This is a genomic window from Bradyrhizobium sp. WSM1253, assembly GCF_000244935.1.
Lineage (GTDB): Bacteria > Pseudomonadota > Alphaproteobacteria > Rhizobiales > Xanthobacteraceae > Bradyrhizobium > Bradyrhizobium canariense.
This window is the reverse complement of record NZ_JH600073.1, coordinates 5,923,891-5,938,638: the sequence shown is the minus strand read 5'-3', so window position 1 is coordinate 5,938,638 and position 14,748 is coordinate 5,923,891. Positions and strand designations below refer to the sequence as shown.

At 62.2% G+C, this 14,748-nt stretch carries 13 protein-coding genes and 1 pseudogene; 1 reads left to right on the top strand and 13 read right to left on the bottom strand.

Annotation, left to right across the window (positions count from 1 at the left end; translation table 11 throughout):
* Nucleotides 1-4: 4 nt before the first annotated feature.
* The 9 genes from BRA1253DRAFT_RS29115 to BRA1253DRAFT_RS29070 form a co-directional block, all read right to left on the bottom strand.
* The gene (locus BRA1253DRAFT_RS29115) at nt 5-1,939 is read right to left on the bottom strand and encodes a DUF3732 domain-containing protein (RefSeq protein WP_007600309.1); all 1,935 of its coding nucleotides are present in this window, start codon (nt 1,937-1,939) and stop codon (nt 5-7) included.
* Nucleotides 1,936-2,451 (bottom strand): three component ABC system middle component, encoded by a 516-nt coding sequence (locus BRA1253DRAFT_RS29110; protein WP_007600307.1) that lies wholly within the window; start codon nt 2,449-2,451, stop codon nt 1,936-1,938. The genes BRA1253DRAFT_RS29115 and BRA1253DRAFT_RS29110 overlap by 4 nt, the downstream gene beginning before the upstream one ends.
* 1 nt (nt 2,452) lies before the next feature.
* The gene (locus tag BRA1253DRAFT_RS29105; RefSeq protein ID WP_245285987.1) at nt 2,453-3,661 is read right to left on the bottom strand and encodes an ABC-three component system protein; all 1,209 of its coding nucleotides are present in this window, start codon (nt 3,659-3,661) and stop codon (nt 2,453-2,455) included.
* Between the two features lie 819 nt (nt 3,662-4,480).
* Nucleotides 4,481-4,930, bottom strand: coding sequence for a hypothetical protein (locus tag BRA1253DRAFT_RS29100; RefSeq protein WP_007600304.1), 450 nt, complete (start codon nt 4,928-4,930; stop codon nt 4,481-4,483).
* Nucleotides 4,931-4,939: 9 nt separating this feature from the next.
* Nucleotides 4,940-6,916: a conjugal transfer protein TraG gene (locus BRA1253DRAFT_RS29095; RefSeq protein WP_007600302.1), complete on the bottom strand. Its 1,977-nt coding sequence runs from the start codon at nt 6,914-6,916 to the stop codon at nt 4,940-4,942.
* A gap of 92 nt (nt 6,917-7,008) precedes the next feature.
* Nucleotides 7,009-8,733 (bottom strand): VirD2 family relaxase/mobilization nuclease, encoded by a 1,725-nt coding sequence (locus tag BRA1253DRAFT_RS29090; RefSeq protein WP_007600300.1) that lies wholly within the window; start codon nt 8,731-8,733, stop codon nt 7,009-7,011.
* A 243-nt stretch (nt 8,734-8,976) separates the two neighbouring features.
* On the bottom strand, nt 8,977-9,873 hold the full coding sequence (locus tag BRA1253DRAFT_RS45915; protein WP_007600298.1) for a lytic transglycosylase domain-containing protein: 897 nt from the start codon (nt 9,871-9,873) through the stop codon (nt 8,977-8,979).
* Nucleotides 9,874-9,876: 3 nt separating this feature from the next.
* A complete protein-coding gene (locus tag BRA1253DRAFT_RS29075; RefSeq protein ID WP_007600297.1) occupies nt 9,877-10,383 on the bottom strand; it encodes a S26 family signal peptidase in 507 nt (168 codons plus the stop codon).
* Nucleotides 10,383-10,847 carry a DUF2840 domain-containing protein gene (locus BRA1253DRAFT_RS29070; RefSeq protein ID WP_007600288.1) on the bottom strand — a complete coding sequence of 155 codons (465 nt, stop codon included), beginning with the start codon at nt 10,845-10,847 and terminating at the stop codon, nt 10,383-10,385. The genes BRA1253DRAFT_RS29075 and BRA1253DRAFT_RS29070 overlap by 1 nt, the downstream gene beginning before the upstream one ends.
* 324 nt (nt 10,848-11,171) lie before the next feature.
* Between BRA1253DRAFT_RS29070 and BRA1253DRAFT_RS29065 the strand changes: the two are divergent.
* Nucleotides 11,172-12,149, top strand: a pseudogene (locus tag BRA1253DRAFT_RS29065) (transposase).
* A 587-nt stretch (nt 12,150-12,736) separates the two neighbouring features.
* On the opposite strand, the gene BRA1253DRAFT_RS29060 reads toward BRA1253DRAFT_RS29065, so the two are convergent.
* The 4 genes from BRA1253DRAFT_RS29060 to BRA1253DRAFT_RS45520 all read right to left on the bottom strand — a co-directional run bounded on the left by BRA1253DRAFT_RS29060 (nt 12,737) and on the right by BRA1253DRAFT_RS45520 (nt 14,748).
* Complete coding sequence (locus BRA1253DRAFT_RS29060) at nt 12,737-13,609, bottom strand: replication initiator protein A (RefSeq protein WP_035995488.1); 873 nt, start codon at nt 13,607-13,609, stop codon at nt 12,737-12,739.
* Nucleotides 13,610-13,642: 33 nt separating this feature from the next.
* Nucleotides 13,643-13,921, bottom strand: a complete 279-nt coding sequence (locus BRA1253DRAFT_RS29055; RefSeq protein WP_007600286.1) for an AlpA family transcriptional regulator — start codon at nt 13,919-13,921, stop codon at nt 13,643-13,645.
* 124 nt (nt 13,922-14,045) lie between these two features.
* A complete protein-coding gene (locus BRA1253DRAFT_RS29050; protein ID WP_007600285.1) occupies nt 14,046-14,576 on the bottom strand; it encodes a DUF2285 domain-containing protein in 531 nt (176 codons plus the stop codon).
* 49 nt (nt 14,577-14,625) lie between these two features.
* Nucleotides 14,626-14,748: a transcriptional regulator domain-containing protein gene (locus tag BRA1253DRAFT_RS45520; protein WP_245286103.1), complete on the bottom strand. Its 123-nt coding sequence runs from the start codon at nt 14,746-14,748 to the stop codon at nt 14,626-14,628.

Below are 14,748 nucleotides of genomic sequence, written 5' to 3'. Positions count from 1 at the left end.
TGCATTAGCGAAGCCACGTCATCGGCACGAGCTTTATGCCGTCGCGCCAGCGTTGAACCCTTGAAGTTCGGAACCACGCCTGAAGAAGGTCGACGTGGTCCGCAACGATGACCTGCATGTTGGGGGCCATGGTCGTGCAATATTCGAATAGCAGCCTGTACAAGCGGGCAACCGCCGCTTGATCCTCGTCTTCAGCCCCGGAAATCTCACCGAGGTCCTTGTCCTTTGGATAGTGAGCTTGGGAGGGCTGGTCGAGCATTAGAAACGCTGGCACCGGCCGATCGAGTGTGCGAAAGAGCTTGTGGAGAGCCAAGTGCGCGGCCACGTGATATCCAACCCAGTTCTCCCCGCTGCCGATTTGGGGCAGAGACAGCGGTCCGTGCACGGTGTCAGCGACGACGGTGAGGTTCTTTCGGTCCAAGCGGAGGCTGTTCTCGCCGTGCTCCAGCTGAAGCCGGCTAGCGTATTCGGTGATGTCGCGTCCGACCAAGCTGAGGGCCGTCGTTAAGCGCTCCTCCATCGCCTCCTGGTCCAGGGCGGTTTCCAACTCGACCACTTCGGCTCTCACCCTAGCGATCTGCAGGCGAAGCCCCTCCTCGTCCGACAGCGTGCGTGCATTCTCGAGGTAGTAGCCGATGCGGCCCGCCACACGGGCCTGCTCGGTGAACAGGTCTTGCTCGATGCGAAGCCGCTCGTTGTCGGCGATCCGGGTCGTGATGTCTCGCTGGACGATCGTCAACTCCTCTTCCAGAGTCGTTCGTTTCGTTTCGAATTCCGCGATCTGGCCCTGCAGACGCGGATTGTCCCGTCGCACGGCACTAAGCTGACGGTCCAGCCGATCGAGCGAACGCCGAATCTCGTCCACCGAGGGCACGGCCACAGCCAACTGGCTGTCGCAGAGCGGACAAGTCTCATGCCCCTCCGCGCCATGTCCAACCAGGCCGATCGATGCCAGTCGCGCCTGCTGCTCGCCAGCCTCGGCTTCGAAGTCCGATGCCTCTCGCGTCAATCGTTGCAGATCCTTGATCTCGTCCCGCAACTCCTGAAGCTCAGAGCGAATGCGGCGGCGCCGATCCTCCAGATCCGTCAAGTCAGCCGCCGGATCGTCCGTCTTCGCATACTCTAGAGACCGCGGCGCGGCCGCTTGACCTAGGAGGCTACGAACCCCCTCGAGCGAGTCAGCCAAGACGTCGAGCGGCAGCAAGCCGATGCGCTTGGCCTCCTGTAGGAGGTTGCGAGCCGTCCCGGATGCTTCGTCGGCCAGCGCCCGAGCGTCAGCGTAGTCACGCTCCAAGCTCCTCAATCGGCGGCGAGCGTCTTCGTACCGTTTTTGCTTCAGATAGTGATCTTCGCCCATGGCGCCGACGAAGTACGGAAGCGTGTCCTTGATGGCCTGCGGAATCCGCTCTTCACCTTGCCGGTGGAAGAGTAGACGGCGGTTGGCAATTTCGTCCTGGTTTTGAAGGCAGAAAAAAATTGCCTGACCGGCCGATGCCTCAAGCGGACGACGCGTCGCGCCAGGCTCCGGCACGTACAGGTTTTCCGCCACACCAAGGATAGCCGAAAGCCTCTGCCGCAACCCGTCGGCGGTGGAATTTTTCACGAGCGATGCGGTTGTTTCCGGAAAATTATCAGCATTGCGCGCGAAGTAAATTTCGTCGCTGGCCTTGCCTGCTGGGCCAGGATTTCGCCTTGCGATCAAGATGCCTTCGCCGTCGTGGTCGAAGAGCACTGCAAACCAGGAGACGCCTCGCCGAATTTCGCCCTCGGCGATCGTGCATTCTGAACGGCCCCAGCAATAATCGACAATATCCAAAAGGGCCGACTTCCCCGTCTTGGACGCGCCGGTGACGATGTTCAGCGCGCCAAGATTGAAGCGAACGTCCCGGCGCTCACCGTCGTGCGAATAGATCGCGATGGCTCTGATCTGAACGGTCAAACTCGCACTCCCAAGGTTTGCAGGACGGCGGCGGAATCCGACTGGTTGCCGAACCAGCGGCCCAGCAAACCGGCGGCCCGCCGCATCGCATCAACGTCGTCCGTTGTCGCCGAAGGCTTGGTACCCAATTTGATGGGCCGCTTCCCAACCATCACTCCGTCCGGACTGACCTTGATCGCGTCGAGCTGCGCGAGAAACATGAGCGCCTCCCGCGTCACGGGCCTGAGCCGCAGTGTCCGGTCGGGAAGCGTGCTGAGCATGGTAGTGTTTTCGCCAGCCCAGGAAGCGAACGCGGTGTTGGCCGTGCCGGGGAGCGCCTTCCGCGCTCCGGGATGGAGGACCAACGGCAAGGCAACGAATGCGTAGGCGAGTGGCATCGCGCCGCCTGCCCGCTTGTGAAACTCGTTGATCATCCTAGCCAGCAATTCACCGCAGAACGCCGGGTTGAAGTGAGCCGCTTCTTCTTGCGGTCTGTCCCGCCAAGCCAGCTCGAAGCGCGTGAGCCCGGCCATCTCACTTCTCTTCCGTGCAAATTGAGACGTAGTCCCGGTGCCAGCCAACCCGAAGGTCATTGGCTAGGATGTGGTAGGACCCCACGTTCAAGAACCGGGCAGTCAAGGAGCGGAACGGGAACCGAGCGTCATTTTCGACCCATTGGTAGAGTGCCTGCCCATCCTGCTTGAGCGTTGGTTCCCCGGGGGGTGTACCGCCGTGAACGTCGCACATAGCCTCAAATCGCGGCTGCCATTCCTCAACCAACCGTTGCTCGAACTGCCCGACCTCGTCGTCGAGCACGACATGCTCTCGTGTCCATTTTGAGCGCTGCGCAAAGGCCCGATAGAAATCGCGCTTCGCAAAGCGCAGACGGTTCCCCCCGAGTCCGATGACGTGCAACTGCTGTACGAAGCGAAAGCCATCATACTCGGCGTACTCCGCTTCACCAGGCTCGGCATGTTCGAAATCGGCGACTAGGGCATCTCGCTTCAACGCGTCCCGTATGTCGTCGAGCTTCGCCTCCACTAGGCCAATCGGAATGGGCTCAGAAGGGCTCTTCACCAGTGCGGCGCAGACCCTAGGCCACCACCACCCCTCGAGTGCTTCACGCGCGGCGGCCGCTTTGCCGGCGGGGGCGACCAACCTAAGAGCGTGCTCCAGTTCGTCATCCAAGTCGGCAATCAAGGGCTGGTTGTCGAGGACCTCCACCGCACTGAGGAGCGCAGACCGCATTGGCTCGGCCAGCGCGAGGAAAGCCGCGAACGCCGGCGCTAGCGCCTCGTTTGCTGACGTCTGCGCGACTTCCGTCAGGATTTCGCTTGCAGATTTCGGATTTCGCTTTGCCCCAGTTGGATAGGCGCCCGGCGGCCGAAGCAAAGCGGCCGCCGATTCGGCGCTAGCGGCTGCGGTGGTAACAAGAGCCAATTTCGCGCGCGACGGCAGCGACGGATCATCCTTGGCCGCCTCGGCCCAGATCCGAAGGGTTTTCCAGAGATCAGGGCTCGCATTGCTGAGGCTCGCGACGCGATCAATGTGATGTTTGGTTTGAAGAAGCTCGAAGGCGGTGCCGTCCTTCTCGAAGGAAATGTCGTCGAGGCGCTCGATCGAAACCTCAACTTCCGCACCACTGTTCATATGAGGAATACACAACAGCAGCGCCAGTCGAGCTTGATAGAGATACCCGACAGCTGATGCCGCAGCCGTGAAGTGATTTCCCCCGTCGCTCAATTCGCCCCCCATATGGGGTTAGCTTTACCGGCATCACAATCAAAAACAAGGAGCGACACGACCTTGACGAGCAATTGTTTCGGGTTCGTCCGGTGTGACCGCGACACAGCTGCGCTTGTTGGAGTGCTGCACCAAGCGGACGGTCGAGACGCGTCTGGCTGCAGCCAGTCCCCGAACCATCGCATAAGCCGCTGCTTTTGCAACGTTATTTCTCATAGACGCTCAGCACGCTTTCCTCGCTAGTGTCACCGCTCCCGTCGAAGGCTTGAGCATGGTGCGGCGCGCTTAGCGCAGCTTGCCAGCTCAAGCAGGTCGAGTGGTCATGAACGATGATTTGGATGTGTGGTCCTTGTACAGAGGCGATGGTTAATTTGGGGTGACCTTCTCTTCAGCAATCACAGTACGTAGCGACGAACAATCTTGCTTCTTCCATGACTGTGTCGTCTCGAGCTCAGATTGAAGCGTTTCGTACAAAAGCTGCCATCTCTCCTTGAACTTGCGGCTCTGTTGCAAGGGGTCCCAACGAGGATCGACGCTATAAGATCCGCCGCCCTAACATTGGCACCGATTATGGCCACTGATCGCATGTGATTAGTGCAATGAGCGGCATGTTCTCGCTTAAAACCTGCGTTTAATCGCGTTCTTCGACGAACTTCACCGCCAGAGTGGTCGACTGTGATCCGTCTAAGGCCGCAGCACCCATGCTCCGCATGGATTGATGAGTAGTGGCGGCGACAGAAAGGCAGCAGCGCAACGATATCAAGCGACAGGAGACGGCGCTCGTGTTCTGGCGTAGGAATAGAAAGGATGGTCGGTCGATCAATGAGAGCCGGGATCGCCTGTGACTGGCGTCGTACTCCCAGGATCGCTTGATTCCATGCTCACTTCCTTAAGTACCGTCGATCCACTAGAAAGTCGTCGCCCCAAAGCTTCGACAAAGCGGTCGTAGCGCTCACCGCCCTTGGCACGCGCGGCTGGGCTCGACTGCTCGGGCAAGGCGGGGGTAGACGTCAGCCAGAAGCGGACGAACAATGCGATCGTCTCCAGCGTGACACCGTCATTCCGTTCGAGTCGTTCCAGCATGCGTACGATGCGGTCGAGCCGCTTGGCTATGGCAGCCTCCCGCCGGTCGGAGTCGTCCGGCGAGAGGAATGAAGAGATCGCGGCCTCGGCGACCAGAGACTTGGGCTTGCCGTGACGTTTTGCGAGAGCCTCGAGGCTGCCGAAGATGCCGGGATCGAGGTAGATGCTCAGCTGGACCTTTTTCATGACGACCGCTCAAAGCTCCATTTTGTCGTCAGGGTCGAGGCTGACAGAACGTGCAAGACCCTGCATCGAGCGCCTCATGGCCTGCGCCTGGACGACGTCGGCGTCGCCATCGTCGGGGGCGGTGTCGAACTCGTCTTCGGCAAGGGGGGAGCTGATCACCACTTCCTCATGTTGCGGCAGTTCGGGTTCGCGGCGAATACCGCCATTCGTATCCCGGGCTCTGTGCTTCACGGTCGCGAGAAGCTCGACGGAGGGCGAAATCGGCGTTTGGCCCGACCACTCATCCGGCAGAGCGATCGGTGCGGCTGGACCTGTGCCCGACGGTTTCAATATCCGGCTTTGGAATTGCGGATCCTCGTAGTACCGAACCTTGCGGGCGCGCACTGGGTGCACGCCCGAGACCATCACGACCGCCTCATCGGGCGAGAGCTGCATGACTTCCCCGGGCGTGAGCAGCGGCCGGGAGGTCTCCTGGCGGCTTACCATCAGGTGGCCGAGCCATGGCGAGAGGCGATGCCCGGCGTAGTTCTTCATCGCCCGCATCTCGGTCGCGGTTCCGAGGGCGTCCGACACGCGCTTGGCGGTGCGCTCATCGTTGGTCGAGAACGCGATCCGGATATGGCAATTGTCGAGAATAGCGTGGTTCGGCCCATAGGCGCGCTCGAGCTGGTTCAGGCTCTGGGTGATCAGAAAGCTGCGGATGCCGTAACCTGCCATAAAGGCGAGCTGGCTCTCAAAGAAGTCGAGCCGGCCGAGTGCTGCGAACTCATCGAGCATGAGGAGCAGCTGCTGCCGCCGGCGGTTGGTGTCGAGGCTTTCGGTCAAGCGCCGTCCGATCTGGTTGAGCACGAGCCGCATCAAGGGCTTGGTGCGGGCGATATCGGAGGGCGGTACCACCAGATAGAGCGAGATGGGGCGAGCTCCGTCGACGAGCTCGCGAATGCGCCAATCACATCGGCCGGTGACCTTCGCGACAACGGGATCGCGATAGAGCCCCAGGAAGCTCATCGTCGTCGATAGCACGCCGGAACGTTCGTTTTCGCTCTTGTTGAGGAGCTCCCGTGCAGCCGAGGCGACCACGGGATGAACGCGCTTTCCCAGATGCGGGGTCGCCAGCATTGCATTCAGCGTCGCCTCAATCGGGCGCGACGGGTCTGACAGGAAATTGGCAACGCCGGCGAGTGTCTTGTCGGCCTCCGCGTAGAGGACGTGCAGGATCGCGCCGACGAGCAAGGAGTGGCTGGTCTTCTCCCAATGGTTGCGGCGCTCGAGCGCGCCTTCGGGATCGACGAGAATGTCCGCGATATTTTGGGCGTCCCGCACCTCGTAGTCGCCTTTGCGGATCTCGAGCAGCGGATTGTAGGCGGCACTTGCCGGATTGGTCGGATCGAACAGGAGCACGGGGCCAAAGCGGGCGCGCCAGCCCGATGTCAGCTGGAAGTTCTCGCCCTTGATATCGTGGACGATGGTGGAACTCGGCCAGGTCAGAAGTGTCGGAATGACAAGGCCGACGCCCTTGCCCGAGCGCGTCGGAGCAAAGCACAGCACATGTTCCGGACCGTTGTGTCGCAAATAGTTGCGGCCAAAGCGGCCGAGCACGAAGCCGTCGGGGCCAAGAAGCCCAGCACGCCGAATCTCCCGCGCATCCGCCCATTGCGCCGAGCCATAGGTCGTGACGTGCTGCGCTTCCTTGGCGCGCCAGACCGAGAGGAAGATGGCAACACCAACGGCGGCTATTCCGCCTCCAGCCGCGATGCATGCGCCCTGCATGAAGATGACGGGCGCGTAGGCATCGAATTTGAACCACCAGATGAAAAACGCGGCTGGCTGATAGATTGGCCAGTGCCCGATCATGAACCAGGCGGGACCGAGCTGCGGCTGGAAGGCCAGACGCCAGGCCGTCCACTCGGTCGCTGCCCAGAGGAAGGCGAGCACGACCAGCGAGACGACGATCAGTTGGCTCCAGACAATCTTTGTTGCGGACATGGACCGAGGCAATGCGGCAACGCCAGCTGGTAGCGCAACGGCGATCCGCTCGGTGTCGTAGCCGCGCGCAGGTTGGCGCGGAGATCGGCGGGTCAGAGCGAGAGGTCGCGCTTGCGGCCGAAACTCCAATCCACCCCGGCAGGACCGGCGATGCCGCTCACCTGCCTGCCCAGTTCACGCTCCAGCGACGGTAACCAGGGCACGAGCTGGAAACCGAGGCCGTTGTCGATCATGGCGAAGCGGCCGGAGGCGAGCGATAGCCTGCGGCTGTAAACCCCCGAAACCGACTCTCCTGCCTCCGCGGGCAAATGCGCCAGCCCGGTTTCGGAGGCCAAGCGCCGCCCCACGGTCTCGAGCTCGCGATTGCGCAGGGTACCAATCAGGTTACGGCCAACCGTGATCTTGTCGCCGTCACGGCGGGCAAGCCCCTGCTCCGCCAGCACGTCGATCCGCCGGTCGAGCGCGTCGCGGACCTCGGCACCGAAACCAGCGCGCGAGAGTTCGACCGGCTCACGCGCGACGAGTCGGCGATCGAGCCAGGTCGCCCCATCCGCCGTCACCTGCTGGTCAAGGTTGAGGTCTGAGCGGACGGCCAGCGCGATCCGCTGGCGGCCCCTCGTATCCTCGAAACGCCGCAGCTCTACAATGCCGCCAACCGGCCCGTCACCAGCCGCCTCGATCTCGGGAAGCTTCAGGTGATGAACGCGCCCATCGGTCCCGTCGACGACGGCGAAGGCCGAGCCCCTGAGCTCATCGTCAAGCCCGCGGGCGATGAGGCGGCCGATCACGGGTTCGCCATGGCGTTCGCCCTCGAGTGCCCAGGACGATGGTGCGCGTGCGGTGTCATCCTTGGTGAGGCTCTTGTGCAGCCGCTTGATGATATCGCCGCGCTCCCCGAGCTCTCGCAGGCGCTGCTCCGCGTCAGCCGCCAGCACCCAGCGCGCCGGCCCGGCCGACTCGGCCAGGCCCAGCCGCTCGAGGTTGCGCATCCTTCCGATTCGGATCTCACGCAACGGGTCGCGCGCTTCCCGGTCCGGCCGGAGATCAATGACCCCGTCCGCCGCCCCTGCTTCCCGGGCCAGCACCCGATCGAGCCTGGTCCAGCGTTCAGCCGTCACTTCCCTGTCCAGGTTTTGGCGGATTTCCAGCTCTGATCGCGGGCCGAGTTCACGCGTGACGAGATCCCCGGCGCGGGCGCGCAAGCCCCTCGAGATATAGTCCCGGCTGATGACAAGGTCCTTGCCGTCATCGCCACGGCCCCTTACGAGGACGTGGATATGCGGGTGCTCCGTGTTCCAATGATCAACCGCCACCCAATCGAGCTTGGTGCCAAGGTCGCGCGAAGCCTGATCCATCAGTTCGCGGGTGAAGGTTTGTAAGCTTTCCAGCTCAGTGGCATCATCGGGCGAGACGATGAATCGGAAATGATGCCGATCGTCCTCGCAGCGCTCGGCGAAGGCGCGGCCGTCGGCCTCATCGCCGCTAGCCTCAAAGAGCTTGCCGGGCGCTCCGTCGCGGGTGACGCCGTCGCGCTGGAGATAGCCAATATGGGCACGCAGCGCGCCTGGCGAACGCATCCGGCGCACGACGCGCGCCTTGACGATGGCGCTGCGGGCACGGTTGTTGAGGAGCCGGGTCGCGGCAAGGCTCGCCGCGCGGCCGCGCCCAAACGTGCTGCCATGGCTGCGGCCACCATGTGAGAGGCCGCCGGCCTTCTGCGCAGCTTTGAGGGCCTGCGCCAGGAACGGTTTTGTCCGAGCCGGGCGCGTCGAGCGGATGCGCCCGGGACGGATGCGGAAATCATCGTTACCGGCCAACGTCCGCTCCGAAGGGTGTCCAAAGCTGAACCAAAATAGCGCGTTGCCGAAAGTCGCAGAGTTTGCCGGACATTGGCAATGTTTGCAGCGTGATTTGAATTTGCTGGTGTTCCCTGCCCCGACCGACCGGCCGCACCTTGCGGCTTTTACCCTGCCCTCCCCGGTCGCTCACTCCCGGCTCTCTGCCGACCACTCTCAAAATTGCGACTGGCTTCGACATCATGCGACGAAATGCGTTTGCGATCATGGGGACTGCACCTCGCCTGATCGCCGCACAAACAGGCCAGTCGCGCGAGGGACGAGTGCAGTTGCACCCGCCCTAGACGCTGCTTTCGACGAATTCATTGTGCGGACACCGGATGCCGAGTTGGTGTCAGCCGATAAGCTCTTGGACCGCACAACAACGAGTGGCGCTTGCTGCCACGCGGCGAAGCGTCTGGCAGCCGAACCACCGCTGTTGCGCTGCTCAATACCGATTAATGGTGCGAGTGTAGCGATGTAGATCTGTGTTTCATCCGGAAGCGCTCGACCGGTGGCCAGGTGGTCCTCGTACCGTTTTGGTCCAGCATTGTAGGCTGCGAGAAACCCTGCCGATCCGAAAAGATCGAGCATCTCGCGAAGGTACGCTGTCCCAGCCATAATGTTGTCGTGAGGATCAAGCGGATCGATACCGAGATCGTAACGAACGCTCAGCTCGACCCAGGTCGCGGGCATGATTTGCATCAACCCGAGCGCTCCCCGAGGTGACATAGAGTGCGCATCACCACCGCTTTCGGCGTGCATGACAGCACGGATCCAACGCTCCGGGATGTCGAACCTATGTGAGGCTTCGGTCACGAACGCGGCGTATGCACGGCCTGGAAGCAGGTTTGAGGAGCGCGCAGCTTGTGCGCGCGATCCAGCCTCCGCGCTGCCGGCCGATGGCGCTGCGAACGTCAGCAGAATTCCCAAAAAGCATGCAGCGGCTCGAGATAGCAACGTGCGGACAGCCGCCCAGGACAGAGCTCTTCCCGGCCGGCACTGAGCCGGCGCGAGACGGCCGCGACGCCAGCCGATTGCCGACAATTCGGCCGGGATGGAGGAATGACAGTGCGATCGGTCGAATAGAGAAACCGCAACCCAGTCGAGCAATGCCGCCATTTGTCAGTCCTCCCTGGTCCACACCGGTACCGCTTGCCCGATGACGGCCGATATCGGGAGCGGTCCGAAATATCTGCCGTCCAAGGACTCGTCCGACTGCCAGTTCATGAGAAAGACCTCGTCCTCAGCGACGACCCGGCAGCCGTGCCAGGCCGGCAAAGGCCTGCCACGGCGGTCGCGCTCGCGCGCCTGCCCCATTTCGATGCCGTCGACGACGATAGTGAATCCCGTTCTGCAGATGGTTTGTCCGGGCAACGCCAGCACATGCTTGAGCATCGGAAGACCGCTCGGCAAATAGCCGTTGAAGTCGAGGAAGCTCGCGAGCGGCTCTGGTGGCCGAACGGCCACGAGCTCAGTGATGTGTAATCGTGCGGTCCCTTGCAAACGGTAGAGGCCGATCGGCACACTTTCGGAAGCGTTCCAGATGTACGATAGTGAAGTGTCGGGGACCGGCCAAAGCGCGAGCGTTGTGGCCCCACATATCGCAAGGATGATCCTTAGCCGTCCCATCAGAACACCATCCGGCGCCGGTGGAGCCACACCTGGTGGCGCGCACGCGTATAAGGTCGTGGCGTTTCGTTGACGGAAAGACGGTTGTGGATGTGATGCCAGTATTCGGGGGCCGCATCGGCAGGATCGATGCCGAGTGACTCCACGGCGTCGATAAACTGGAGAACGCGCTCGACCTTTCGCCAACCAGCCAGTCGCAGCAGGCTTTCGCCGCCGGGGCTAACCCAAGGCACCGTCGAATACCGATGCCCCGGCGTGATCGCGCGCAGAATGTCGATTCGAGACAGGATGGTCCCGAAGTCATTGGACGTCCAGCGCACGAACGCAAAGATGCTGCCGGGAATGAACGAGAGAATGCGCCGGTGCTGGTCAATGATCTTCTCCGATACAGGCTTGCCGAACCTGATTCGGTTCTCGATCCGCTTCTCGAGCCACAAGAGTTCAACAGTTGTGAGGTCGCTCACCCGGCCACTCCATAGTTTTGAGAGGAATTTTGGACATGCCAACGGGTGCGCTGTCGCCAGCGCATCGACGTCAGAGCCTTGGTTTCGGCAGAACGGTCGTGATGAAGCGCCGATGATCGGCTTGTCCAAGCGTTGCAGCGCTCCTGCTGCTGCCAAGGATCGCGGCCGAGTGCTCCAATTCGTTAGAAGGAGTCCGAAGGATTCCGCGCTTGCCGGAGTACTGACCGGTGCCCCATCGCCGGTCGCATTGCGACGATGGTGCCTCGCGACGATTCGCGAACGGAACGCACGGTGCGTTCCGGCAGTCGGCAACGGAGGCGCATGATCGACTTCTATGCAGAGCTGGACGTGTCGCTGGAGGCGACGAACATTTGTGTGGTCGACGGCGACGGCAATGTCGTCTGAGAGGCGAAGTTGGACACCGATCCGGACGCGATCGAACTGTTGCTGGCGGAATGAGGAATTCATCTCAAGCGCGTCGGCGTGGAAGCGTTCTCGTTCAGCGCCTGGCTGTTCACGGCGGTTGCCGAAAAGGGTCTGCCCGTGATTTGCATCGAGACCCGGCGCGCCAAGGCGGCGATGAACGCGATGGTGAACAGGACCTCGCGCAACGACGCAAAAGGCTTTGCGCAGATGATGCGGACCGGCTGGTTTGCCGCGGTCGTTGTCAAGTCGGAGAGCGCACAGACGTTGCGGGCGCTGCTGGTCGGGCGCAAGGCGATGCTCGGCAAGGTGCTGGACATGGAGAACATGATCCGCGGCCTGTTGCGCCCGTTCGGCTTCAAACTCGGCGAGATCTCGGTCGGCCGTTTTGATGCGCGGGTGCGCGATCTCTTGGCCGGGAAGAAGGAATTGGAAGTGATCGTCGCGCCGCTGTTGGACGCCCGCAGCGCCATGCGGCAGCAGTTGGCAAAACTGCACCGCGTGGCGCTGACGTTTCGTGCCGCCGTCGATGATGCGGCGCGATTCAAGAAGTCGACCAATGTCGGCGCCCGTTTCGGGCTGACGCCGCGGCGCTGTCAATCCGGCCAGACCGACCGGATCGGTAGCATCTCCAAATGCGGCGACGAGCTGACGCGGGTGATGCTGTACGAGGCGGCGATCGCGATCCTCACACGCATTCCGAAGAACTTTGAGTTGCGGCTGTGGGACGTGCAGCTGGCCAGGAAGAACGGTCCGATGCGCGCGGCGACCGCAGTGGCGCGCGCGTTCGCCGTGCTGCTGCACAAGATCTGGACCAGTGGCACCACCTTCCGGTTTGGCGCCGGCGGCAAGCGCGGCCGGGTCGCTGCGGCGGCTTAAGGGCCTCCGCGACCCGGCCGCTTCCACGCGCGCCTTCTCCTTCCGCCACGGCGGAGCGGCGTATCCCGAGGGGACGGGGATGTGGGTGAGATCGCAACTTTTCTTGCCGGCGGCTTCATGACGACGTTTGAAGCCATCAAGCACGGCGCTGGTTAGCCTGACCGCCCTTTCCTCAGATTCCGGCTTGTGGTGGCCATCGTGCCAACCACGGATGTTAGCGAGTTCTCCTCGACGAGCGATTGGCCGCAAAAGGACGTGACGCGCACCAGGCGATGATGTCGACGCCAACGATCGCGAAGATTTGCGCGCGATCGCGTTCGCGCGCGCAGATTGGAGATAACAATCGTATTGCAGCGAAGCTTTGCGCGTGAGAGTGTGGGTGCATGAGGCATCCTCGTTGCACACGCGGCCGACTTGTTCACAACGTACTGATTCACAACAAGAAGTTAGTGTCAGTATGTTAGTAAAGTTACGGGAGCAGGAAGTCTTGACGCCGCAGAACCTTAGCTCTGATTCCGGTCCCCGATAGCACGAGCATCGGGTCCCCGATGGCACGAGGGTTCTGGTCCCTGATAGCACGAGCGAATTCACAGCTTATCCCCAGCAGGAAGGACGACGCCGCGCTTGCGCAGTCGCTTGCTCGACGGGCCGATGAGGACTGGTGCGAAATTTAATCGCTCTGCGCCATTCGGATGATGCGTGATGATGAGCCGATAGCCTGGCAATGTCTGACGACGGACGATCTGACGCAGGTCGTAGGCAAAGTGTTTGAACGGCGACAGGCTCCCGGACTTCGCATGCAAGTGCACAAGATCGAAGCTCCAGCCGCCATTCTGACGGCCGCCGTGCTTGCGGACGAGGCGATAGAGCCAGCGCTCCAATCCACCGGTCAGATCGAAATAGGCGCGGTCAATCGTCAGCACGAGCGCTTCATCGAGAACGCCCGTGTAGAACCAATCGGGCAGGATCAGCTCGATTCCACGGGCATGCCCGTGCAGATCGGCTGTCTCTTTCCATTCGTTGATCCAGGAGAAGCGATGCCGCCGCCGTTCGCTCGACTGGCGGATCGATGTCATCACAGTGGTCGATTGCAGCCGGTCGAGCGCAGCCTTCAGGCGGTCGTAGTCGCGCACGCTGGTGCCGCGGCCGACGAAGGTCAGGATCTCGTACGGCGTCGCTGCCATCAGGCGGGACGTTTTCAGGCCGGCATCACGTGCTTCGACAATCTGCGAGGCGGCCCAGATCAGAACGTCCGCGTCCCAGATCGTCGCCATGCCATGTTCCGGCACGGCTTCAACACGAATGGTGACGGTGCCTGCGCGGAAATCGATGGGAACAATGCGCCTCGACTTTGCCAGCGAAAAGAACGGATAGGCCATTATGTCTTGCGCGTCCCGTGGCGCCAGATCGCCCGGGAGGGCGCGAAACAGATCGAGTTGGTCGCGCTCTGATCTTCGCATCTTGCTTGCAGTGGAGTTGCTGTCCGGCATGGGTCAGCGCCGCTCCTTGCCGGCATACGGAACGGGTGTGTGCCGTTTCGCGGGCAGGACCGTGCCTGTGCCGGGATCGCTGGTGGACGTTTTGGCGCCGCGGTCAACCCACGCCTTCAGGTCCTCGAGCGCATACACAACGCGACCGCCGAGCTTGCGGTAGGTCGGGCCCGTCCCATAGGTGCGGTGCTTTTCCAAGGTTCGGGCGGAGAGTCCGAGAAAGCGCGCCGCTTCGGGCGTGCGCAGGTATCGCGGCGGCAGGCCGGCGTTCGGATCGGGCATTTGCGAGGCTCCGTGGTCGTCTGGAGCGCGGCCGGCTCGGCCCACGCGTCGACGGTCACGATGGCGCAGTCAGCGTGCTTAGGGGGATGCCGAAGATCGAGCGATGATTTTCGGCACCCCTGCTCTACTCCTTGCGAGATGAAGGACGTAGCAATGCGCGATAGCCGCCGCGCATCAGAGCCAAGCCAGCCTGCACCAGGCGGATGGTCCGGCTGCGCAATTCGTGGGTTTTCCAGGCGTGTTCAGGGATGCGTTTTCGGCCGAACAGCACCTCGGCGATGACGCGATATGAAGCACCATCCATGCGTCCATCGAGCGCTCGCAGCACCAAGACGAGTCGTTCGCGCCGCTGCGCCGAAAGCCGATGAAGGGGAGGTCCTGGCGGACGGCCGTTGATTGCGCGCCACAGCCGATGTGAGGCGTGGGCGCGGATCTCAAAGTCCGCATCGAGCGGCAGTTCGGCCGCATAAGAGACACCAAACTGCGGCGCCTCTTTCAGCCAGAGATGATGTTGTGCCCCTTGAAGGCGCAATACGGCATGCCAACCGTCAGATGCCTGTCTGATGGTGCCCGATGAAAGGTCGGCAAGCTGTAGCCCCGCGCCGACCGCTTTTGAGCCGCACGCGCTGCGAACGACCGGCACCACCGTCGGCAACGCCTCAGGTGCCCAGAAGATAGTCTGTTGGTGAAAGGACCCCTGCGGGTCATGGGCGAAAGCAGACGCCCCATCTCCTTCGGAATTCGGAAGTCATCTGCGATCGATTTTCACGATAGGAAGCCCGATAGTTGGAGCTGCGCCGCAGTGACTCCCAGGCGAAATCCGCCAT